18 protein-coding genes and 1 pseudogene are annotated in these 21,099 nt (G+C 71.2%); 6 read left to right on the top strand and 13 right to left on the bottom strand.

What is annotated here, in order from left to right; translation table 11 throughout:
• Positions 1–71: 71 nt before the first annotated feature.
• From SGFS_RS37930 to SGFS_RS37920, 3 genes are all read right to left on the bottom strand, one after another.
• A complete protein-coding gene (locus SGFS_RS37930; RefSeq protein WP_286256713.1) occupies positions 72–1,442 on the bottom strand; it encodes a beta-xylosidase in 1,371 nt (456 codons plus the stop codon).
• Positions 1,443–1,630: 188 nt separating this feature from the next.
• Positions 1,631–2,140, bottom strand: a complete 510-nt coding sequence (locus SGFS_RS37925) for a hypothetical protein (RefSeq protein ID WP_286256711.1) — start codon at positions 2,138–2,140, stop codon at positions 1,631–1,633.
• A 301-nt stretch (positions 2,141–2,441) separates the two neighbouring features.
• On the bottom strand, positions 2,442–2,795 hold the full coding sequence (locus SGFS_RS37920; protein ID WP_286256710.1) for a cytidine deaminase: 354 nt from the start codon (positions 2,793–2,795) through the stop codon (positions 2,442–2,444).
• A gap of 220 nt (positions 2,796–3,015) precedes the next feature.
• Here SGFS_RS37920 and hemA point away from each other — a divergent pair, with 220 nt between their 5' ends.
• From hemA to SGFS_RS37905, 3 genes are read left to right on the top strand one after another with little or no spacing between them, the layout of a single operon-like run.
• Positions 3,016–4,260, top strand: a complete 1,245-nt coding sequence (gene hemA, locus SGFS_RS37915) for a 5-aminolevulinate synthase (RefSeq protein ID WP_286260269.1) — start codon at positions 3,016–3,018, stop codon at positions 4,258–4,260.
• Between the two features lie 54 nt (positions 4,261–4,314).
• A complete protein-coding gene (locus SGFS_RS37910) occupies positions 4,315–5,958 on the top strand; it encodes an AMP-binding protein (RefSeq protein WP_350284046.1) in 1,644 nt (547 codons plus the stop codon).
• Positions 5,959–5,965: 7 nt separating this feature from the next.
• Entirely contained in the window at positions 5,966–7,516 is a 1,551-nt protein-coding gene (locus SGFS_RS37905; protein WP_286256709.1) for a long-chain-fatty-acid--CoA ligase, read from the top strand.
• A gap of 6 nt (positions 7,517–7,522) precedes the next feature.
• Here SGFS_RS37905 and SGFS_RS37900 read toward each other — a convergent pair whose 3' ends face one another.
• The 4 genes from SGFS_RS37900 to SGFS_RS37885 are packed head-to-tail and all read right to left on the bottom strand — an operon-like array spanning position 7,523 to position 10,775.
• Complete coding sequence (locus SGFS_RS37900; RefSeq protein WP_286256708.1) at positions 7,523–7,882, bottom strand: MmcQ/YjbR family DNA-binding protein; 360 nt, start codon at positions 7,880–7,882, stop codon at positions 7,523–7,525.
• Positions 7,879–9,189 carry a hemolysin family protein gene (locus SGFS_RS37895; protein ID WP_286256707.1) on the bottom strand — a complete coding sequence of 437 codons (1,311 nt, stop codon included), beginning with the start codon at positions 9,187–9,189 and terminating at the stop codon, positions 7,879–7,881. Before SGFS_RS37895 ends, SGFS_RS37900 begins: the two co-directional genes overlap by 4 nt.
• Complete coding sequence (gene ybeY / locus SGFS_RS37890) at positions 9,186–9,683, bottom strand: rRNA maturation RNase YbeY (protein WP_286256706.1); 498 nt, start codon at positions 9,681–9,683, stop codon at positions 9,186–9,188. Before ybeY ends, SGFS_RS37895 begins: the two co-directional genes overlap by 4 nt.
• A gap of 12 nt (positions 9,684–9,695) precedes the next feature.
• Positions 9,696–10,775, bottom strand: coding sequence for a PhoH family protein (locus tag SGFS_RS37885; protein ID WP_286256705.1), 1,080 nt, complete (start codon positions 10,773–10,775; stop codon positions 9,696–9,698).
• A gap of 198 nt (positions 10,776–10,973) precedes the next feature.
• Here SGFS_RS37885 and SGFS_RS37880 point away from each other — a divergent pair.
• Positions 10,974–11,564: pseudogene (locus SGFS_RS37880) on the top strand (enolase C-terminal domain-like protein); the annotation flags it as partial.
• Between the two features lie 184 nt (positions 11,565–11,748).
• Positions 11,749–12,861, top strand: coding sequence for a carbohydrate kinase family protein (locus SGFS_RS37875; protein WP_286256704.1), 1,113 nt, complete (start codon positions 11,749–11,751; stop codon positions 12,859–12,861).
• Between the two features lie 218 nt (positions 12,862–13,079).
• Here the strand turns inward: SGFS_RS37875 and SGFS_RS37870 are convergent, their stop codons facing one another.
• Positions 13,080–13,232, bottom strand: a complete 153-nt coding sequence (locus SGFS_RS37870) for a hypothetical protein (RefSeq protein ID WP_286256703.1) — start codon at positions 13,230–13,232, stop codon at positions 13,080–13,082.
• A 267-nt stretch (positions 13,233–13,499) separates the two neighbouring features.
• Between SGFS_RS37870 and SGFS_RS37865 the strand changes: the two genes are divergently transcribed.
• Positions 13,500–14,693 (top strand): MFS transporter, encoded by a 1,194-nt coding sequence (locus SGFS_RS37865; protein ID WP_286256702.1) that lies wholly within the window; start codon positions 13,500–13,502, stop codon positions 14,691–14,693.
• A 24-nt stretch (positions 14,694–14,717) separates the two neighbouring features.
• On the opposite strand, the gene SGFS_RS37860 is transcribed toward SGFS_RS37865, so the two are convergent.
• From SGFS_RS37860 to SGFS_RS37840, 5 genes are all read right to left on the bottom strand, one after another.
• Entirely contained in the window at positions 14,718–15,710 is a 993-nt protein-coding gene (locus SGFS_RS37860) for an adenosine deaminase (RefSeq protein WP_286256701.1), read from the bottom strand.
• A gap of 20 nt (positions 15,711–15,730) precedes the next feature.
• Complete coding sequence (locus tag SGFS_RS37855) at positions 15,731–16,636, bottom strand: ribonuclease Z (protein ID WP_286256700.1); 906 nt, start codon at positions 16,634–16,636, stop codon at positions 15,731–15,733.
• A 6-nt stretch (positions 16,637–16,642) separates the two neighbouring features.
• Complete coding sequence (locus tag SGFS_RS37850) at positions 16,643–16,996, bottom strand: histidine triad nucleotide-binding protein (protein ID WP_286256699.1); 354 nt, start codon at positions 16,994–16,996, stop codon at positions 16,643–16,645.
• Positions 16,997–17,140: 144 nt separating this feature from the next.
• Complete coding sequence (locus tag SGFS_RS37845) at positions 17,141–20,359, bottom strand: S41 family peptidase (RefSeq protein WP_286256698.1); 3,219 nt, start codon at positions 20,357–20,359, stop codon at positions 17,141–17,143.
• A 79-nt stretch (positions 20,360–20,438) separates the two neighbouring features.
• Positions 20,439–20,978, bottom strand: a complete 540-nt coding sequence (locus SGFS_RS37840; RefSeq protein ID WP_286256697.1) for a hypothetical protein — start codon at positions 20,976–20,978, stop codon at positions 20,439–20,441.
• Between the last annotated feature and the right edge of the window lie 121 nt (positions 20,979–21,099).

The following is a 21,099-nucleotide window of genomic DNA, read 5'->3' as shown; positions in this document are numbered from 1 at the left end:
GGGTGCGGACCCCCACGTGAGCGAGGACGGACGGGCGGGTGCGGACCCGTCGGGGACGGGCGCCCGTACGGTCACGTGAGCGTGAGGGTGAGGACGCCGGAGTACGAGCCCACGGGCGTGAACGCCGGTACGTCCAGGGAGAGCTTGGCGTCGACGGTGAACTCGCCGCCGGTGAGCGTGGCGTCGGGGGTGGACGCGAGGGTCGCCCCCGAGGTGCCGACCGTGCCGGCGGAACCGGCCCGGCAGGTGCTCGGGCTGCCCGCCTGGGTGACGCACGCCGGGGTCCAACTGAGCTTCCCGGCGTCGATCTTGGCGCCTGGACCGGTGAAGTCGGTGACCTTGCCGGTCAGGGACCAGCCCGCGGGGCCGCCGCGGAAGTCCTTGACGGTCACCGTCCGCAGGTCGCCGGTCGACGCCCCGCCCTTGCCGTACTCGACCGGTGACAGCTGGACGGTGTCCCCGGTCTGGGTCATGGAGAGGGTGCCCGCGCGCACGGTGGTGGTGATCTTCTGGCTCCCCTCCGGGACCGGGGTGTCGTCGACGACGACGTACACGGCGGGACCGGCGCCCTTCTCCGCGCTCCACGCGCTCCCCTCGTACGCGACGACACCGGTCGTCGTGCGGTCGTTGACGACGAGCGAGCCACTGAAGGCGCCCGAGCCGTCGGCGGTCACGGTCGCCGTGTCAGCGGTCTGGGTGTCCCCGGCCCGGCCGGCCAGGGTGACGGTGGCGCCCGGCGTGAAGTCGCTGCCCGTGACGGTGACGGCGTCACCGGGGGCGCCGGAGGCCGAACCCAGCTCGATGGCACGGGTGTTGGGCTGACCGACCTCCGTCGCGGTGACGCTCTCCGACACCGGGGCGGGCGGGTTGGTCACCGTGCAGGGGGTGTCCAGCTCCAGGATGTAGCTGGTGTGGATGTTGTAGTCGCCGGGCGACAGGGTGATCGTGCCCGGCTGGGTGACCGTGAAGGTGCCGGTCATCGAGAACGACGGGAAGGCGCCGCGGCCCGGCACCGGGTCGTTCTTCTTCGGGCCCGCGACCGTGACGTCACCGGTCTGCGCGCCGCCGAGGGCGACCTTGCCGGTGGGGGTCATGATGTCGGCCGGCAGGGCGAGGTCGGTGGGGTTGCTCGCGGCCGGTTTGACCACGGTGTAGGTGACGGTGACCGTGTCGCCGACCTGGGGCGTCGTGTCGCTCACGGCGATGTTCGCGGTGGTGGTGCCGTCGATCGCGGGGAGGCCCGCGATGGGCGGCGGGACACAGTGCGTCGCGAAGTCCACGTCGGTGGACTGGGCGGAGGCGGCGCCGGCCGGGGCGGCCAGCGTGCCGCCCGCGGTGACCGCGAGCGCGGTCGCGCCGAGCAGCGCGGCGATACGCCGTCTTCGGGCGGCCGGTGGCGGCCTCCCCGTACCCCTGGTGTCCCTTGTATCCCTAGTACCCATGGGAAGCCCCTCCTGAGGGATGCGTGCGCAGCGGCTCTTCTGCGCCGACAGGGGGCCATTGACGGGTGGGTCGGGTGAGAAGTCAATGGAGACGCGGAAATTTGGTGATGACCCGTCAGTTCTGGTGCGGAGGGCCCCGCGTCCCCCTCTCAGGGACGCGGGGGCTGATGCGTGGAACGGGGTCGGGCTCAGTCGAACACGAAGGGGCCGGGCAACTGCGGTCCCTGCGCCCTGCAGGTCACGGTGATCCCGAAGATGACCATCTTCAGGGAGCCGCCGTACGCGTCCAGGCTGTCGCCGGGGGCCACCGTGCCGGAGAGCGGGCCCACGGTGACGGCGTCGCCGGTGGCCATCGCCGGGTTCTTGGTGCCACTGAACACGGTCGTGCCGCCGCTCGCCTTCACAAAGGTGAGCGTCGAGGTGATCGAGTCCGCGGAGAGGGCGAGCGGGGCGGCGATGGAGGAGGTGAGGGTGATGGTGGCGGCCGTGCCGGACTGGGTCGCCGTGAGCGTGGCCTGGCCGGAGCCGTAGATACCGCAGTTCGCGGTGATCGTGGCGGTGGCCGGGGTGACGGCGGCGGCGCCCGGTGCGAACGCGAGGGCACCTGTGGCGAGGGCCCCCGTGGCGAGGGCCACGCCGAGGGTGCGGTGTTTGCGCGGGTGCGGGCGTGTACGTGAGCGGGTGAGTGAGCGTCTCATCGGTGGGCTTCCCTTTCCTCGTACGGGCCGGGTGGGGGGCCGTGCGGGACCTGCCGTGTGGGGACGGTGCAGCGGGTGGCCCGCGCGGAGCGGTCCGACGGTGGTCGTGGTGTGGCCTCGGGGGCGACGGTCCACGGCCAACTACCGCCGGTGGAACGGAATCTGACGGTCCGTCGGATCGGCGGGTTCCATTGAGACGTGGAGGGCCTGCGATTGCAAGAGACGGGGTGCGGGTTGTGGTTGCGGCGGGGAAAGTGGCCGAAGTCGTTCGGTGGGTGGGGGGCGGCGGGGGCGAGGAAACTCAACCCGCCGTGAGCGTCACCCGCACCACACCGTCCACCCCGGCCACCAACACCGGCGTCCCCACGCCACCGAGGTCCCGCACGGCCGCGCGGTCCTCCTCCGGGACGGTCCCCGCGTCCGTCACCACCGCCGCCGCCTCCAGAGACTTCGCCCCGGACGCCACCGCCATCGCCACCGCCGTACGGAGGGCGCTCAGCCGGAGGGAATCCAGGGCCACCGTGCCGGCGACATACGTACGCCCCGTGTCGTCGCGCACGGCAGCGCCCTCGGGCACACCGTTGCGGGCCCGCGCGGAACGGGCCAGGGTCACGATCTTGCGGTCCTCGGGGTCGAGCGCGCTGCTGTCGTTCATGAGCCGAGCATACGTAGCCGTACGGAACACTCCACCGCTCCCCCACCCCTCCCCGGACCATGAACCACCCCGCACGTCGGGCCCCGTGTCGCGGCCCGCGATACCCAGACGATATGGCCCGCCGGGAGAATCTCTTCCGACTCGGACAATGGTGACCGCCCATTGCCCAATGGTGACCCGCCCATTGCCGACGCAAAACGGGATGGAGCTGCATTTCGTCATGGCCCAGTACATGCCTGCCTTTTCCCAGCACATGAAGGAATTAGAGGCCGCCGGAGGAAAGCGGGAATTCCTGGAGATCGGCCGACTTGCCGGTCGCTTTCCGGCGGCATCGAGCACCCTGGACGGCACCTCCGCAGAGATCAGCGTCTGGTGCAGCAACGACTATCTGGGAATGGGACAGCATCCCAGCGTACTCACCGCGATCAAGGAAATAATCGACGAGTACGGCGCCGGAGCAGGCGGCTCCAGGAACATCGGCGGCACGAACCACTATCACGTACTGCTCGAAAAGGAACTCGCGGACCTGCACGGCAAGGAGGACGCGCTGCTCTTCACCTCCGGCTACACCGCGAACGACGGCGCCCTCTCCGTCCTCGCCGGGCGCCTGAAGGACTGCGTCGTCTTCTCGGACGAGCTGAACCACGCCTCGATCATCGACGGCCTCCGGCACAGCCGCGCCGAGAAGCACATCTTCCGCCACAACGACTGCGCCCATCTGGAGGAGCTGATCGCCGCGGTCGACCCCGACCGCCCGAAGATGATCGTCATGGAATCCGTCTACTCCATGGCGGGCGACATCGCGCCACTCGCGGAAATCGTCGACATCGCGAAGCGGTACGAGGCGATGACCTTCCTCGACGAGGTCCACGCGGTCGGAATGTACGGGCCGCAGGGCGCGGGCATCGCCGCGAGTCTGGGAATGGCCGACGAGTTCACCGTGATCATGGGAACGCTGGCCAAGGGATTCGGCACCACCGGCGGCTATATCGCGGGCCCCTCCGTCCTCATCGACGCCGTGCGCGGGCTCTCCCGCTCCTTCATCTTCACGACCGCGCTGCCCCCGGCATTCGTGGCCGGCAGTCTCGCCGCGGTCCGGCACCTGAGGAATTCGGACACGGAACGCGACAAACTGCGCGACAACGCCCAGTCGATGCACCGGCTCCTCAAGGAGCACGGAATTCCCTTCATCTCGGACAGGTCCCACATCGTGTCCGTCCTCGTGGGCGACGACACCACCTGCAAGAAGGCCTCCGACATCCTGCTGGAACGTCACGGCATCTATGTCCAGTCGATCAACGCGCCGAGCGTCCGGGTCGGCGAGGAGATCCTGCGGATCGCCCCCGGAGCCGTGCACTCCGCCGAAGAGGTGCGGAAATTCGTCGAGGCGCTGGACGGCATCTGGACGGAACTGGAGCTGCCCCGCGCGCAGAACCCCGAGCAGGCCTCGGCGGCACGGGTCTGACGTCGACTCGGCACGACCTCAAGCAGCCGACCTACGCCAGATCGGGACTCTTCCATGCCTGAGAACGAATCCATGCCCGAGGACGACTCCATGCCCAAGGAAGGATCCACGCCCGAAGACGGATCCACGCCTGCGCACGCGTCCATTTCCGCGCGCGAGACGTACGTCAGCCAGATCCTCGAGGTGATGTCCGCCGAACCCGAGCAGGTCGTCCTGTCGTGCCGCGACGAGACCTTGACCGGGGACGAGCTGACCCGCTCGGTCCGCTCCGCCGCACAGGTCCTGCGCCGACACGCCGGCGAAAGCTCTGATGACGCGGACGCACCCGTCGTCGCCATCCTGACCGTCACCAACTCCCCCGCGACCCTCATCCTCCGGTACGCGGCCAACCTCACCGGCGCCACCGTCGTCCATCTCCAGACCACCAACGCGGTCGACCCCGGCGACCGGATCGCCACGGACGCCAAGCTCACCATCCTCGCGGAGACGGGGGCGACACATCTGGCGGTCGACGCCGAGCACCTCGCTCTCGCCCGCGAGCTGTGCGACCGGCTCCCCGCTCCGCCCACCCTCCTCGGCTGGGGCGACCTCGCCGCCGACGTGCTCGACGTGACTGCGGGGGACGCCGACGCGTTCGACCCGTCCGCCGTCGAGATCCCGCTCGACCGGGCCGCCGTGGTGACGTACACCAGCGGTACGACGGGCAGGCCCAAGGGCATCGCCGTCGACTTCCGTACGCGCAACGGCTACATCACCGCCGGACTGACGATGGCCTGGCGGGGCGCCTATCTCGCCACGCTGCCGATGAGCCACTCCAGCGGCGCGCTGGCCGACGACTCGCTCGCGTCCGGCGGATCGGTGGTCATCCACGACGGCTTCGACGCGGGCGCGGTCCTGCGGGCCGTGGCGGAGCACGGGATCACCCGCACGCTGCTCTCGCCCCCGCAGCTCTATCTGCTGATGGACCACCCGGAGGTCACCACCACCGACCTCTCCAGCCTCCAGATGCTCTGCTACACCGGCTGCCCCGCGTCCCCGGAGCGGCTGGCCGACGCCGTCAAGATCTTCGGCGAAGTGCTCTTCCAGATCTACGGCACGAGCGAGGCCGCCGCGATCAGCATGCTCACCCCGGCCGAGCACGCGGACCCCGAGCTGCGGCTCACCGTGGGGCGCCCGATGGCCGGGGAGATCCGGATCCGCGACGAGCACGACCACACCGATCTGCCGGCCGGGGCGACCGGGGAGATCTGTGTGCGCTCGCCGTTCGCGATGCGCGGGTACGTGGGTGACCCGGAGCTGACCGCCCGTACGGTCAGGGACGGTTGGGTGCACACCGGCGACCTCGGCCGCGTCGACGAGCGCGGTTACATCCACATCCTTGGCCGGGTCGCCGATGTGATCAAGACCAACGGGATCAAGATCCAACCCCTGACGGTCGAGAACACCCTCATGGCCCATCCGGACGTCGTCCAGGCGGCGGTGTTCTGTGTACGGGACAAGGACCGGGTCGAGCACATGCACGCCGCAGTCGTCCTGCGCGACGGCGGCACCGCCACGGCCGCGGAGCTGAGCGACCATGTGAGCACCGCGCTCTCCCCGAAGCACGTCCCGGCCGAGATCGGCATCCGCCCGGAGCTGCCCCTCACCCGTGTCGGGAAACCGGACAGGGCGCGGCTGGCGGCGGGTGCGGGCGGCTGAGGCGCGGATGTCCCTGTCCGTAGCCGCCGTACTCGCCGAGTCCGCCCTGCGCCGCCCGGACCACCCGGCGGTCGTCTTCGACTCGCGGAAGTTCTCGTACCGCGACCTGTGGGCCGGCGCCCGGCGTTACGCCGCCGTGCTGCGCGACCACGGCATCGGCCCCGACGACAAGGTCGCCCTGCTCCTGCCCAACACACCGCACTTCCCGATGGCGTACTTCGGCGTCCTCGCCCTCGGCGCGGTGGCCGTACCGGTGCACGCGCTGCTCCGGGCCGACGAGATCGCCTACGTCCTGCGCGACTCCGGCGCGAAGGCGCTGATCTGCGCCGCGCCCCTGCTGCCCGAGGGCGGCAGAGGCGCGGCGGCCACCGGCACCCCCGTGTTCACCGTGGCTAAGGAGGAGAACCAGGAGAGCGGGGGTCCGCCGCGTCTCGACGCGCTCGCGGAGTCGGCCACGCCCATCGAGCGGTACGTCCCGCGCGCCCCCGGTGACCTCGCGGTCGTCCTCTACACCTCAGGCACCACCGGGCGCCCCAAGGGGGCGATGATCACCCATCTCAACGTCGTGATGAACGTGACCACGACGCTGCACTCACCGTTCGACTTCCGGCCCGACGACGTGCTGCTCGGCGCGCTGCCGCTGTTCCACACCTTCGGCCAGATCTGCGGGATGAGCACCTGCTTCCAGGCGGGTGCGACTCTGGTGCTGATGCCGAGGTTCGACGCACGCCAGGCGCTCGACCTCATGGGGAGCGAGCACTGCACGCTGTTCATGGGCGTCCCGACCATGTATCTGGCACTGCTCGCCGAGGCCCGGGCCGACCCCCGGCCGACGAAGCTGGACCGCGCGTTCTCGGGCGGCGCGGCGCTGCCGGTGAAGGTGCTCGACGAGTTCGAGGCGACGTTCGGCTGCCCGGTCTACGAGGGCTACGGCCTGACCGAGACCTCTCCGGTGGTGGCCTACAACCAGAAGGCGTGGCCGCGCAGACCGGGCACCGTGGGCAGACCGATCTGGGGTGTCGACGTCGAGATCGCCAGAGCGGACGTCGAGGACGCGATCGAACTGCTGCCCGCCGGTGAGCGGGGCGAGGTCGTCATCCGGGGGCACAACGTGATGGCCGGCTATCTGAACCGGCCCGAGGCGACCGCCAGGGCGATCGTGGACGGCTGGTTCCGCTCCGGCGACATCGGCGTCAAGGACGCCGACGGCTGTCTGACCATCGTCGACCGCAAGAAGGACATGGTGCTGCGCGGCGGCTACAACGTGTACCCCCGCGAGGTGGAGGAGGTGCTGACCCGCCACCCGGCGATCGACCAGGTCGCCGTCATCGGCATCCCGCACGAGGTCCATGGCGAGGAGGTGTACGCGGTGGTCGTGGCCCGGCCGGGCACGAAGCAGGACGCCGCGCTCGCCGCGGAGATCGTGGCCTGGGCGAAGGAACGGATGGCGGCGTACAAGTACCCGCGCGAGGTGCTGTTCGTCGACGCCTTCCCCCTCGGCCCCAGCGGAAAGGTCCTCAAGAGGGAACTGATCGCCCGGGTCGCCCACCCCGGGTGAGCGACCTCAGGGACGGTCCAGGCGCAGCCGGTCCGCTCTCGGCAGACCGGCCACGACCAGGTCGTACGAGTCCTCGATGAGCTCCCGGACCAGCTGGTCCGGGAGCTCGCCGTCGACCGTCACCGTGTTCCAGTGGCGTTTGTTCATGTGGTAGCCGGGAGCGATCAGACCGGGGTGCTCGCCGCGCTGCCGGACCGCGTCCTCGGGGTCGCACTTGAGGTTGACCTTCAGGGGCCGCTGGTCCGTCCAGCTCAGCGCGAACATCTTGCCCAGCACCTTGAAGACGGAGATCTCGGGGCGGAAGGGGAAGTCCTCGACGGCCTCGTTGAAGGACAGACAGAAGGCGCGCAGGTCCTCCGGGGTCACTCGGACTCCTTCTTCTCCCCGTCCACGGCTCCGGCGGGCCCGACCGGCTCCACCAGCACCGTGACGATCTTGTTCCGGCGGCCGGCCGCGGCCTCCGCCGTGAGCCGCAGCTCCCGCTGGTCCGGCAACTCGACGACCGACGAGGCGCCGGCGATCGGGACGCGGCCCAGCGCCTTGGCGAGCAGCCCGCCCACCGTCTCCACGTCCTCGTCGTCGTACGCGTCCAGGCCGTACAGCTCGCCGAGGTCGGTGATGTCGAGGCGGGCGGTGACCCTGTAACGGTCCTCGCCCAGCTCCTCGACCGGCGGCAGTTCACGGTCGTACTCGTCGGTGATCTCGCCGACGATCTCCTCGAGGATGTCCTCGATGGTGACGATGCCGGCCGTGCCGCCGTACTCGTCGATGACGACGGCGACGTGGTTGCGCTCCTGCTGCATCTCGCGGAGCAGGTCGCCGGCGTTCTTCGTGTCGGGGACGAAGACGGCGGGGCGCATGGCCGTGGACACCAGTTCACTCTCGGCGTCCCGGCTGATGTGCGTCTTGCGGGCCAGGTCCTTCAGATAGACGATCCCGACGATGTCGTCCTCGTTCTCACCCGTGACCGGTATGCGCGAGAAGCCGGAGCGCAGGGCGAGCGTGAGGGCCTGGCGGATGGTCTTGTAGCGCTCGATGGCGACCAGGTCGGTCCTCGGGACCATGACCTCGCGTACGAGGGTGTCGCCCAGCTCGAAGACCGAGTGCACCATGCGGCGCTCCTCGGCCTCGATCAGGGACTCCTTCTCGGCGAGGTCGACCATCGCGCGCAGCTCGGCCTCGGAGGCGAAGGGGCCGCGGCGGAAGCCCTTGCCGGGGGTGAGCGCGTTGCCGAGCAGAATCAGCAGGGGCGGGATCGGGCCCATGATGCGGGCGAGCGGCAGCAGCACGTAGGCCGCCGCCGTGGCCGTGTTCAGCGGGTGCTGGCGGCCGATCGTGCGCGGCGAGACGCCGACGGCGACGTAGGAGACGAGGACCATGACGCCGATGGCGATGGCCAGGGCCTGCCCTGTCCGGTCGAACTCCTGGAGGCAGGCGTAGGTGACCAGCGCGGCGGCGGCCATCTCGCAGGCCACGCGGACCAGCAGGGCCAGATTGAGGTAGCGCGTGGGGTCGGCCGTGACCTGGGCGAGCTTGGCGCTGCCGCGCCGACCGGACCGTACGGCCTCCTCGGCGCGGAAGCTGGACATGACCGCGAGGCCGGCCTCCGCGCAGGCGGCGAGCCAGGCGACGACGACCAGGGCGACCGCGCCGGTGAGAAGCGAAGCGCTCATGACACGGTCGGAGCCGGGGACGGGCCGGTGTGGCCCTTCTCCGCGCGCCAGCCGTCCACGATGGCAGCCTGGAGGCCGAACATCTCGGCCTTCTCGTCGGGCTCCTCGTGGTCGTACCCGAGCAGGTGCAGCACTCCGTGGACGGTGAGGAGCTGGAGCTCCTCGTCCATGGAGTGCTGCGTGGGCGCTTCCTTGCCCTGCCGTTCGGCGACCTCGGGGCAGAGCACGATGTCGCCGAGCAGGCCCTGCGGGGGCTCGTCGTCGTCCTTCGACGGCGGCCGCAGCTCGTCCATCGGGAAGGACATGACGTCCGTGGGCCCCGGCAGGTCCATCCACTGGATGTGCAGCTGCTCCATGGCGTCGGCGTCCACGACGATCACCGAGAGCTCGGAGAGCGGGTGGATGCGCATCCGTGCGAGCGCGTAGCGGGCGATGTCGAGGATCGCCTGCTCGTCGACCTCGGTTCCGGACTCGTTGTTGACGTCGATCGACATGGTCGTGCTGGTCTACTTCCCCTTGTGCCCGTGCCCGGACGCCTTGGGGCGGTCGCCCTTGTGCGTGCCGTTCTCGGTGCCGTTCGCGCTGTCGTACTTCTCGTACGCGTCGACGATACGGCCGACCAGCTTGTGCCGTACGACATCCTGCGACGACAGCCGCGAGAAGTGCACGTCGTCGAGGCCTTCCAGGATGTCCTGGACCTGACGCAGACCCGACTTCGTGCCGTTCGGCAGGTCGACCTGCGTCACGTCACCCGTGATCACGATCTTCGAGTCGAAGCCGAGGCGGGTGAGGAACATCTTCATCTGCTCGGGCGAGGTGTTCTGGGCCTCGTCGAGGATGATGAAGGCGTCGTTGAGCGTGCGACCACGCATGTACGCCAGAGGCGCGACCTCGATCGTTCCGGCCGCCATCAGGCGGGGGATCGAGTCCGGGTCGAGCATGTCGTGCAGCGCGTCGTACAGCGGGCGCAGGTACGGGTCGATCTTCTCGTACAGCGTGCCGGGGAGGAAGCCGAGGCGTTCGCCGGCCTCGACCGCCGGGCGGGTCAGGATGATGCGGTTGACCTGCTTGGACTGCAGGGCCTGGACGGCCTTGGCCATGGCCAGGTAGGTCTTGCCGGTGCCGGCGGGGCCGATGCCGAAGACGATGGTGTGCTTGTCGATGGCGTCGACGTACCGCTTCTGGTTGAGCGTCTTGGGGCGGATCGTGCGGCCGCGCGAGGACAGGATGTTCTGTGTCAGCACCTCGGCCGGGGTCTCCTGGCCGTCGCTCTGCCCGTTGTCACTGGCTCTCAGCATGGCGATCGAGCGTTCCACTGCGTCCTCCGTCATCGGCTGTCCGGTGCGGAGCACCAGCATCATCTCGTCGAACATGCGCTGGACGAGAGCGACTTCGAGGGCGTCGCCGACCGCGCTGATCTCATTGCCCCGGACGTGGATGTCGACCGCCGGGAAGGCCTTCTCGATCACGCGCAGGAGGGAGTCGCCCGAACCCAGCACGGTGACCATGGGGTGGGCCGCCGGGACGGTGAACTGCGCTCTCGCCTTCCCCTGCGCGGGGGTCTGAGCTGTGGGTGTCTGAGTCATGGGCCGGCTCTGGGGCCGCGGTTCCTCCTTGAAGCCGTGGGGCTCGATTGCCCTTTCCAGAGTACGACGAGGCACTGACAGTGCCGTAGGGCTTTTCGGCGGTACGGAAGAGCTCGGGGCTTGCCGCGGTCTTCGGGCTGCGGGCTGTGCGCGGCTGGGCGCGGACGGCTCTCAGCGCCAGATCGGCCCCCCTGACCGGAGACCTCCCTCAAGGTGGCGAAGGAGCTCGGGGAGGTCCTGGAGTAGATGGAGGACCCGGCGCTCGGTACGACCGCGATGGCCGAGGTGTCCGCCGGGACCGACGTCCCCCTCGCCACCAGACATGTGCGTGACGACCTTCGCGGAGATCAAGGAGGCGTTCGAGCGTGACGCCGTCCAGGTAGTCCTCTCCGACCACCACTACTGGGGCGGTCTGCGCAACACCCTTCAACTGGCCGCCATCTGCCGCACGTTCGAGGTCGGGGTGTCGATGCACTCCAACACGCATCTGGGGATCTCCCTGGCCGCGATGACCCATGTGGCGTCCACGGTCCCGGATCTCCACCATGCCTGTGACTCCCACTACCCCTGGCAGTCGGAGGACGTACTGGCCGAGCGCCTCACGTTCGAGGACGGGCGGGTACGGGTCTCCGACGCGCCGGGTCTCGGAGTGGACTCGACCGGGCCAAGCCGGCGTTCCTGCATCAGCGGTGGCTGGACGACGACGGTTCACTGCGGGAGCGGGACGATGCGGCGGCGATGCGGGTCGCGGAGCCGGGGTGGGTGACACCGACCGTTCCCCGCTGGTAGCACCGAGTCCTCTCCCGCCCCCGCAGCCCCTGCCCGTCCCCTCCTCCAGGGGCTGCCGCCCCCCTTCGACCCCGCCGACGCGTATGAGCTCGGGGGTGAAGACAGAAGCACGGCGTGACCGACGTCACCCCACCCCGCGATTGGTGCACACTGGCCTGATCCGCACCACGCCAGGGAGCACATCGTGACCGCGTCCAAGGGAGAGCGCCCGTACCTCCGGCCCCAGGTGGACCCCCTCATGGGTCTGCGAACGCCGGACGACCCGCCCTGGGACGTGTACCTGACCGGCACCGTCTTCCTCGACATCATCTTCACCGGCCTCGACTCCGCCCCGGTGCGCGGCACCGAGTCCTGGGCGCGCGGCATGGGCCAGAGCCCCGGCGGCGTCGCGAACATGGCCACGGCCCTGGCCCGCCTGGGGCTGAGAACCTCCCTCGCGGCGGCCTTCGGCGACGACCACTACGGCGAGTACTGCTGGGACACCCTGGAGCGCGGCGAGGGCATCGACCTGTCCGCGTCCCGTACGGTCCCGGGCTGGCACTCCCCCGTCACGGTCTCCATGGCGTACGAGGGGGAGCGCACGATGGTCTCCCACGGGCACGCGGCGCCCCCGGAGGAGCCCGCGCCGGAGTGCCCGCCCCGCGCCCGCGCCGCCGTCGCCTCCCTCGAACCCGGCGTGCACTCCCCCTGGATCACACAGGCCGCACGCGAGGGCACCCGGATCTTCGCGGACGTCGGCTGGGACGAGACCGGCGCCTGGGATCTGGCCGGGCTCGCCGACCTCGGACACTGCGAGGCGTTCCTGCCGAACGCCGACGAGGCCATGCGCTACACCCGCGCCGAGTGCCCCCGCGCCGCCGCCCACGCCCTCACCGAGCACGTACCGCTGGCGGTGGTGACGCTGGGCTCGGAGGGGGCGTACGCGGTGGACGGGCGTACCGGCGAGACCGCGGAGGTGCCGGCGATCGCCGTGGAGGCGCTCGACCCCACGGGGGCGGGCGATGTGTTCGTCGCCGGTTTCGTGGCCGGCACCCTGGCGGACTGGCCGCTGGCGGACCGGCTGGCCTTCGCCGGTCTCACGGCCGCGCTCTCCGTCCAGGAGTTCGGCGGTTCACTCTCCGCCCCGGGCTGGGCCGAGATCGCCGCCTGGTGGCGCCGGGTGCAGTCGTTGGAGGGCCAGGACCCGGCCGCCCTGCGCCGGTACTCCTTCCTGGAGGACCTGCTCCCGAAGGAGGCCGCCAAACCGTGGCCCCTGCGCCGCGCGGTCCCCACGATCGGCTTCCGCCACTCGGCCTGACGCCTGCCCGGCCCTAGGGCGTGTTTCGAAAGTCCCGTCTGCCCCGCGACGCCTGGCACGGCACCTCGCCGCGTTGTCGGGATCATCCGCGTACACCCACGCGGACGACCCTCCGCCCTGCGACGCACCGCACCAGACGCCGCGGGCCCCGCCCTCCGGGCCGACGACGCCACTTTCGAAACACGCCCTAGTGCGATCCGGGGCAGGCCGTCGCCGATTCAGAGCGTGCAGCGACGCATCAGCTCAGGCCGCTCCCGCAGGCGCCGCATCGTATCGGGGTGCCGGACGCGGGTCCGTACGGCGTGCGGCAGGAACACACAGGTGCTCATGTCGCCCGCGCCGAACGGGAAGGTGACCACGGCCGCGAGCATCTCCTCGGTCAGGGTCGTGCCGTCCCGCGTGGGGTCGTCGCGCAGTAACAGGCCGATGAGTCATGCCCGTTGGGGGCGGCAGGCGTGTAAGCGGCGACGCCATCCGCTACCCGGCCACGCCCACCCCAAACCCGACGTGCCCCACATCACACCCCCCGCTCTCAGTCCCTCCTCCACCCCTTGATACAAATTCTTCGCGCGTACCTGTCCGTCGACAGCCGCCCAGCCCCCTCAATGAGCCGCACCTTCGCACGTCCAGGAACGCCCGTGTCCCCCCGCGCCACCACCCCGCCGTGGCCCCTCGTCGCCCTTTTCACGGCTGGGTATCTCGCCGCGTATCTCCTGCCCACCACGGTGGGCAGACTCGACTCGGCCCTCCCCCTCACCGCCACCGAGGCGGGTGCTGTCGGCAGTGCGCTGCTGCTGGGCTCGGCCATGGCGGGCTTCACCCTCGCCGCCCGGGTGGACCGGATCGGCCCCGGTCGGCTCGCCCGCGCGGGGCTGCTGCTGGCCGCCGCCGGGTACGGCACCGCCGCGCTCACCACCGCCCTGCCCGTGGTCGTCGTCGGCTCGGTCCTCGGCGGCTTCGGCTCGGGCACGGCGACCGCCGTCGCCGCGAGGGGCATCGCCGCGCAGCGCGACCCGCACCGGGTCTCTACGCTCGGTCTGCTGGGCGTCTCCGCCCTGGCCGGCGCGCTGTATCTGACGATCCCCCAACTGGGCCCCGGCCACGGCCTCCCCCTGGCGGCGCTGGCCCTCACGGCCCTGCTCACCTGGCCCGCGACGAGCCGGCTGACCACCACCACGGCCGTCAGGGCCGCCCAGGACAACGGCCCCCTCCCCCACCGCCGTTCCGGCCTGACCCTGGCCGTCACCCTCCTGCTGTGGTCCCTCGCCCAGAACTCCCTCTGGGGCGTCAGCGGCCGTATCGGCACCACCCAGGCCGGGCTCTCCGAGGTCACCGTCGGCGCGGTGTTCGCGACGGCGCTCGGCGCGGGTCTGCTGGGTGTGCTGGGGGCGGGTGCGCTGGGCGCGCGTCTGGGCCGTGCGCTGCCCATCGGCGGCGGCACGGCGCTCATCGCGGCGTGCATCGTGCTGAGCGCCTCCGCGACCGGCCTCACGACCTTCGCGACGGGTGAGATCGCCTGGAACGTGCTCTACCCGGTCGTGCTGTCGTATCTGATCGGCCTCGCCGCCTCGCTCGACCCGCGCGGCCGGTGGGCGGTCCTGATCGGCTCCGCGTCCTCGCTCGGTACGGCGGCCGGCCCGTTGACCGGCAGCCTGCTCTCCGCCCACGCGGGCTTCCCGGCGATGGGCACGGTCCTGGCCATCGGCCTGCTGCTGATCGCGGTGCCGATGACGGTGGTCGCCCGGCGCACGACCACGACCACGCACGCCACCTACCGAGGCCAGGAAACCGTCGAACAGCTCGAACAGACCGAGTACCGCCCCGTGGCCTGAGGGACCGTCACTCGAACGCGACCGTCATCCGAACTCGTACGCCTCCACCTCCGCGAGATACCGCGTCCGCCGCTCCTCGTCGTGCTCCAGGAAGGACGCGACGAAGGAGTTGCGGGCGAGTTCGCGCAGCCGGTCCTCGCTCAGGCCGAGCGTGGCTCGTACGGCGTCGAAGTTGTCGCCCGCGTAGCCGCCGAAGTAGGCCGGGTCGTCGGAGTTGACCGTGCACAGCAGCCCGGCGTCGAGCATCGCGGGCAGCGGGTGCTCGGCGAGCGTGTCGACGGTCCGCAGCCTTACGTTGGACAGCGGGCAGAGGGTCAGGGGCACCCGGTCCCGGACCAGCCTGGCCACCAGTTCCTCGTCCTCCATGCACCGCAGCCCGTGGTCGATCCGCTCGACACCGAGGACGTCCAGGGCCTCGGTGATGTACGCCGGCGGCCCCTCCTCACCAGCGTGCGCCACCCGCCGCAGACCGAGCGCGGCGGCGGCCTCGTACACCTCGCGGAACTTCACCGGCGGATGCCCGACCTCGGCGGAGTCGAGCCCGATCCCGACGATCCGGTCGAGGTACGGCCCCGCCGCTTCGAGCGTCTCCATGGCGGACTCGGCGGACTCGTCCCGCAGAAAACACATGATCAGCTGAGTGGAGACGCCATGCCTCTCCTCGCTCTTCTCCAGCGCCCGCCACAGCCCGTCGACGACCGTGCCCATGCCGACGCCCCGGGCGAGGTGTGCCTGCGGATCGAAGAACATCTCGACATGCCGTACGCCCTGCGCGGCGGCGCGGGCGAGATAGGCGTCGGCGAGGTCGGCGAAGTCCTGCTCGGTGCGGAGCACGGCCATCAGCTCGTAGTACAGGTTCAGAAAGGACTGGAGGTCCTCGAACCGGTACGCCTCGCGGAGCGCGTCCGTGTCGGCGTACGGCAGCGCGACCCCATTGCGCGCGGCCAGCTCGAAAGCCAGCTCCGGCTCCAGGGTGCCTTCGATGTGCAGGTGCAGTTCAGCTTTGGGGAGGGACATCAAAGCATCGTACGGGTGTGTTACCGCCGTTTCGGCAACGGCACCCGCAGCAGGTCGTGCGCGACCGTCAGCTCCCCCTCGAACCCGGCGGCCCGCGCCTGCCGCTCGAATTCGTCCGGCTCGGAGTAGCGCTGGCTGAAGTGGGTGAGCACGAGATGCCGTACGCCGCAGTCCCGGGCGACGGAGGCCGCCTGGCCCGCGGTCAGGTGCCCGTGCTCGACGGCGAGTTCGACGTCCTCGTCCAGGAAGGTGGACTCGATGACGAGCATGTCGGCGGCGTCCGCGAGCGCGTACACGCCGTCGCACAGCCGGGTGTCCATGACGAACGCGAACCGCTGCCCGCGCCGCGGCTCGCTCACGTCTTCCAGCGCCACACCGTCGACGGCGCCCTCCCGCTGGATCCGGCCGATGTCCGCGCCCCTGATCCCGCGCGCGGCGAGCCGCTCGGGCAGCATGCGGCGCCCGTCGGGTTCGATCAGCCGGTAGCCGTACGACTCGACGGGGTGGGAGAGCTTGCGCGCGTCGAGGGTGTAGGAGGAGGTGGCGGCGAGTACGCCGTCCTCCTCGACCGGTGCCTCGATCAGCCGGACCGTCTCGCGGTAGGCGGTGGCGTAGCGCAGCCGGTCGAAGAAGCGCTGGCCGGAACGCGGGTAGTGGGCCGTGACGTCGTGCGGGACGCGGTCGAGGTTGATGCGCTGGATGACGCCGGCGAGGCCGAGGGAGTGGTCCCCGTGGAAGTGGGTGACGCAGATCCGGTCGAGGTCGTGCGCGGCGACCCCGGCTCTCAGCATCTGCCGCTGGGTGCCCTCGCCGGGATCGAAGAGGATCCCCTGTCCGTCCCAGCGCAGGAGATAGCCGTTGTGGTTGCGGTGCCGGGTCGGGACCTGGCTGGCGGTGCCGAGGACCACGAATTCGCGTACGGACACGGCTCGTTACCCGGGGGGCCACTGCAGGCCGCGGCCGCCGAGGACGTGGGCGTGGGCGTGGAAGACGGTCTGGCCGGCGCCGGGGCCGGTGTTGAAGACGATGCGGTAGCTCTCCAGCTTGTCCTCGTCGGCGACCGTCTGGGCCTCGCGCAGGAGGTCCGCGGCGATGGTGGGTTCGGCGGCGGCGAGTTCGGCGGCGGTCGGGTAGTGCGCCTTCGGGATGACCAGGACGTGGGTGGGTGCCTGGGGGTTGATGTCGCGGAACGCGACGGTCGTCTCCGTCTCACGGACGATCGTCGCGGGCACGTGTCCCTCGACGATCTTGCAGAACAGACAGCCGTCCTGCGGCTCCCCTGCCATGTGTTCCTCCTCGCGCCGCGGGTGATCGCGTACGGGGGGCATCGTATCGGGGGAGTTCGTCGACTGCGGCCCGGTGGCGGCTTGTCGCGCGGTTCCGCGCGCCCCTCGAAGGGCGCGCGGAACCGCGCGAGCGACCACGACGAACTACGCTCCCGGCAGCTCCGGTGCCGCCTTCGCCGGCCGTTCCTCCAGCCCCTCCAGCGCCAGCCGGATCGCCGCGTCCAGCTGGACATCCCGCCCGGCGGCATGGTCGTGCGGCGCCTGGACGACCTCCACGTCCGGATCGACCCCGTGGTTCTCGACGCCCCACCCGTACCCCTCCAACCAGAAGGCGTACTTGGGCTGCGTCACCAACGTCCCGTCGACGAGCCGGTAGCGGCTGTCGATCCCGACCACCCCGCCCCACGTCCGCGTCCCGACGACCGGCCCGATCCCGAGCGCCTTGATCGCCGCGTTCACGATGTCCCCGTCGGACCCGGAGAACTCGTTGGCGACGGCGACGACGGGCCCGCGCGGCGCGTCGTCGGGGTAGCTGGACGCCCGCATGCCGCGCGGCAGGTCCCACCCGACGATCCGCCGGGCCAGCTTCTCCACGATCAGCTGGGAGGTGTGCCCGCCCCGGTTCTCCCGGACGTCCACGACCAGCCCTTCCCTCGCCACCTCGATCCGCAGGTCGCGGTGGATCTGCGCCCAGCCGGGCGCCTGCATGTCCGGTACGTGCAGATAGCCGAGCCGGCCCCCGGACCGCTCGTGCACATAGGCCCGCCGGTCCGCCACCCACGCGTGGTACCGCAGCGGCTCCTCGTCCGCGATGGGTACGACGACCGCGTGCCGGGGGTCCCCGCCGCCGGACGGCGAGACGGTCAGCTCGATCGCCTTGCCCGCCGTACCGACGAGCAGCGGCCCGGGCCCCGCCACGGTGTCGACCGGCTGCCCGCCGACGGCGACGATCGCGTCCCCGGCCCGCACGGCCACCCCGGGCGCGGCGAGCGGCGAGTGCGCGTCGGGGTCGGAGGTCTCCGAGGGCAGTACCCGGTCGATGCGCCAACTGCCGTCCTCGTGCCGGGAGATGTCCGCGCCGAGCAGCCCCTGCCGCCGGTCGCCGGAGCCACCGCCGCCGCGCGGGGTGACGTACGCGTGGGAGGTGCCCAGCTCGCCCTGCACCTCCCACAGCAGGTCGACGAGGTCGTCGTGCGTGGCCACCCGGTCCAGGACGGGCCGGTACCGCTCCAGGACCCCGTCCCAGTCCACCCCGCCCAGGTCCGGCCGCCAGAAGTTGTCGCGCATGAGGCGGCCGGTCTCGTCGTACATCTGGCGCCACTCGGCGGCCGGGTCGACGGTCTGGCGTACGCGGGTGAGGTCGACGGTGATGTTGCTGTCGCTCTCGTCGTCGTTCGAGGCGCGCCGGTCGCTGGGGACGACCTTGAGCTTGCCGTCGGTCCACAGCAGGACCCGCTTGCCGTCGCCGCTGACCGAGAAGTGGTCGGCGTCGGAGGCGAGGTATTCGAGGCGCCGCTGGGCGAGGTCGTAGCGCTCCAGGGAGGTCTTCGGGTCCGGGTCGTCGGGCGTGGCCCGGGAGTGGCCGAGGACGCCGGTGACCGGGTGGCGCAGCCACAGCACGCCGTCCTTGGCGGCGCGGAGCGTCGAGTAGCGGGCGGCCTCGACGGGGAACGGGACGATCCGGTCGCCGAGTCCGTCGAGGTCGATACGGGTCGCGGGGGCGCCCTCGCTGTCCGGGGTCTCGTCCTTCTCGGGCGCCTCGAACGGGCGGCCGTGGCGCTGCGGCCCGAAGGGGGACGGGGTCGTCGCGGCGAGGGTGATGAGGTGCGGACGGGCGCCGCTGACGAAGTGCAGGTCGAAGACGTGTTCGTCGTAGACCGGGTCGAAGGCGCGCGCGGAGAGGAAGGCGAGGTGTTTGCCGTCGAGGGTGAACGTCGGCGAGTAGTCCTGGAAGCGCAGCGGGGTCGCCTCGGTGACGGACAGGTCGGCGGTGTTGGCGAGCTTGAGCTGGCGCAGCGGGCGCGGGCCGGGGTGCGACCAGGCGAGCCAGGCCGAGTCGGGCGAGAAGACGAGCCCGGAGACCTCCCCGTCCTCGCTCCGGTCGACCTCCCGGACCTCTCCTGTCTCCCGCTCGACGAGCAGGACACGCCCGTCGTGTGTGGCTACGGCGGCCCGGCTGCCGTCGGGTGCCATGGCGAGTCCGAGTACGCGGCCCATCTGTCCGGCGGCGAGGCGGCGCGGGGTCGCGCCGGGCCCGACACCGGTCGCCGGGGCGAACTCCAGCGCGTCGTCGCCCTCCGCGTCCGTCACCCACACCACCCACTCCTCGCCCTCCACCCGGAAGGTGCGGGGCAGCCGGGCGCGCACCCCGGGCTCGGCGGCGAGCGCGCGGGCGGGACCGGAGCGGTGGGTGACCCAGTGGACGGAGCCGCGCACGGAGACCGCGCTGCCGCGGGCGGTGTGGTCGGGCGCGGCTGCCCCGAACCAGCGCGAGGCGTTCACCGGGAACGGCTGGAGATCCACGCGCTGCCCGCCGAGCCGGATGTCGAGCCTGCGCGGCTCGGCCCCGTCCAGATCGTCGAGCAGCCACAGCTCACCTGCGGAGGCGTACACGACGCGGGTGCCGTCGGTGGCCGCGTGCCGGGCGTAAAAACCGTCGACGGGCGTGTGCCGCCGTAGATCGGACCCGTCGGAGAGGGAGGTGTAGAGCGCCCCGACCCCCTCGTGATCGGAGAGAAAGGCGATCCGCTCCCCCACCCACGACGGGTACTCGAGATTCCCGTCGAGATCGGCATGCAGCCGCACGAACTCGCCGTCGCCGCTGTCGCGCTGGATCCACAACTTGCCTGCCGTGCCGCCCCGGTACCGCTTCCACCAGGCGGCCTCGCGGCCCATCGGCGCGGACAGCAGCACGGTGGCCGGGCCGTGGGCGACATGGCCGACGGGCCCGTACGGCAGGGTCGTGGCCGGGCCGCCGTCGAGCGGGATCGCGCGGGCCCAGGAGCGGCGGAGGCTGGCCTGCCCCTGCGTACTGACCGCGAGGACCCGGCCGTCCGGGGTCCAGCCGCGCACCTGGGTGCGTGAACTGCCCCAGTACGTGAGGCGCTTGGCGGGGCCGCCGTCGATCGGGGCGATGTGCACCTCGGGCGCGCCGTCGCGGGTGGAGGTCCAGGCGAGGGTCGTGCCGTCCGGGGAGATACGCGGATGGTTGACGGGTACGTTGTCGGCGCTGACCCGCCAGGCGCGGCCGCCGTCGAGGGGGGCGACCCAGACGTCGTCCTCGGCGGTGAAGGCGACCAGATCGCCGTGCAGGTGCGGATACCGGAAATAGGCGGCGGATGCAGACGGTGCGGACTCAGTCACCTGACTCACTGTAGGCAGCGGGCGGGATTCTGGGGAGGGGTTTGGATCATGTCGCCCACGGAGGGCCTGTCGTGGGGCCTCACTTGCCCTCGGGCCAGCACTCCGGGTCCCTCTGGCACCAGATGGTCTGGGTGACGGTCACGGTGGGTCCGGGCTGGTTCGGCTGGTCGGTGACGGGCGAGTTGGGAGTGGGCGTGGCGTCGGGTGCGTTGCAGTTGCCCAGGACGTCGACGCGGAACCACTCCTTGCCGTCGACCTTCGCGGTGAGATCCCCGCGTACGCACTTGCCGCTGACCTCCTTGGTCACCTTCCCGGTGACCTTGATCTCGCGGCCCTTCTTGTCCTCGCCGGTGCAGTCGACGTTCGCGACGGTGTGGGCTGAGGGCGAGGACTTGTTCCCGGCCTGCTTGTCGTCGCTGTTCTTGCTGTCGTCGTACGACGCGGTGCAGGTGAGCCACCGCACGTCGAGGCCCTGCTTCTCCAGTTCCCTGGTCGCCGTCTGATCGGTCGTGAACGCGACCGCGCCGGTGCTGAGCCCGGCCCCCGGCTCACAGCCCACCAGAGCCACGACGACCCCGACGCCGACCACCGCACCCGACAGAACCCGAAATGCCCCCATGGACGGCAGCCTGCCACCACCCACCGGAACACGAAAGACCGCATGCGGCCATCTCTGGGGGCGCGCCCCTTCGGATGCGCGGGGAACCGCGCGAGAAGCCGCACCGGGCCGCGGCCGACAG

The organism is Streptomyces graminofaciens (assembly GCF_030294945.1).
Taxonomy (GTDB): domain Bacteria; phylum Actinomycetota; class Actinomycetes; order Streptomycetales; family Streptomycetaceae; genus Streptomyces; species Streptomyces graminofaciens.
Note: the sequence above shows the minus strand (reverse complement) of the source record. Positions and strands in the feature narration are given on the sequence as shown.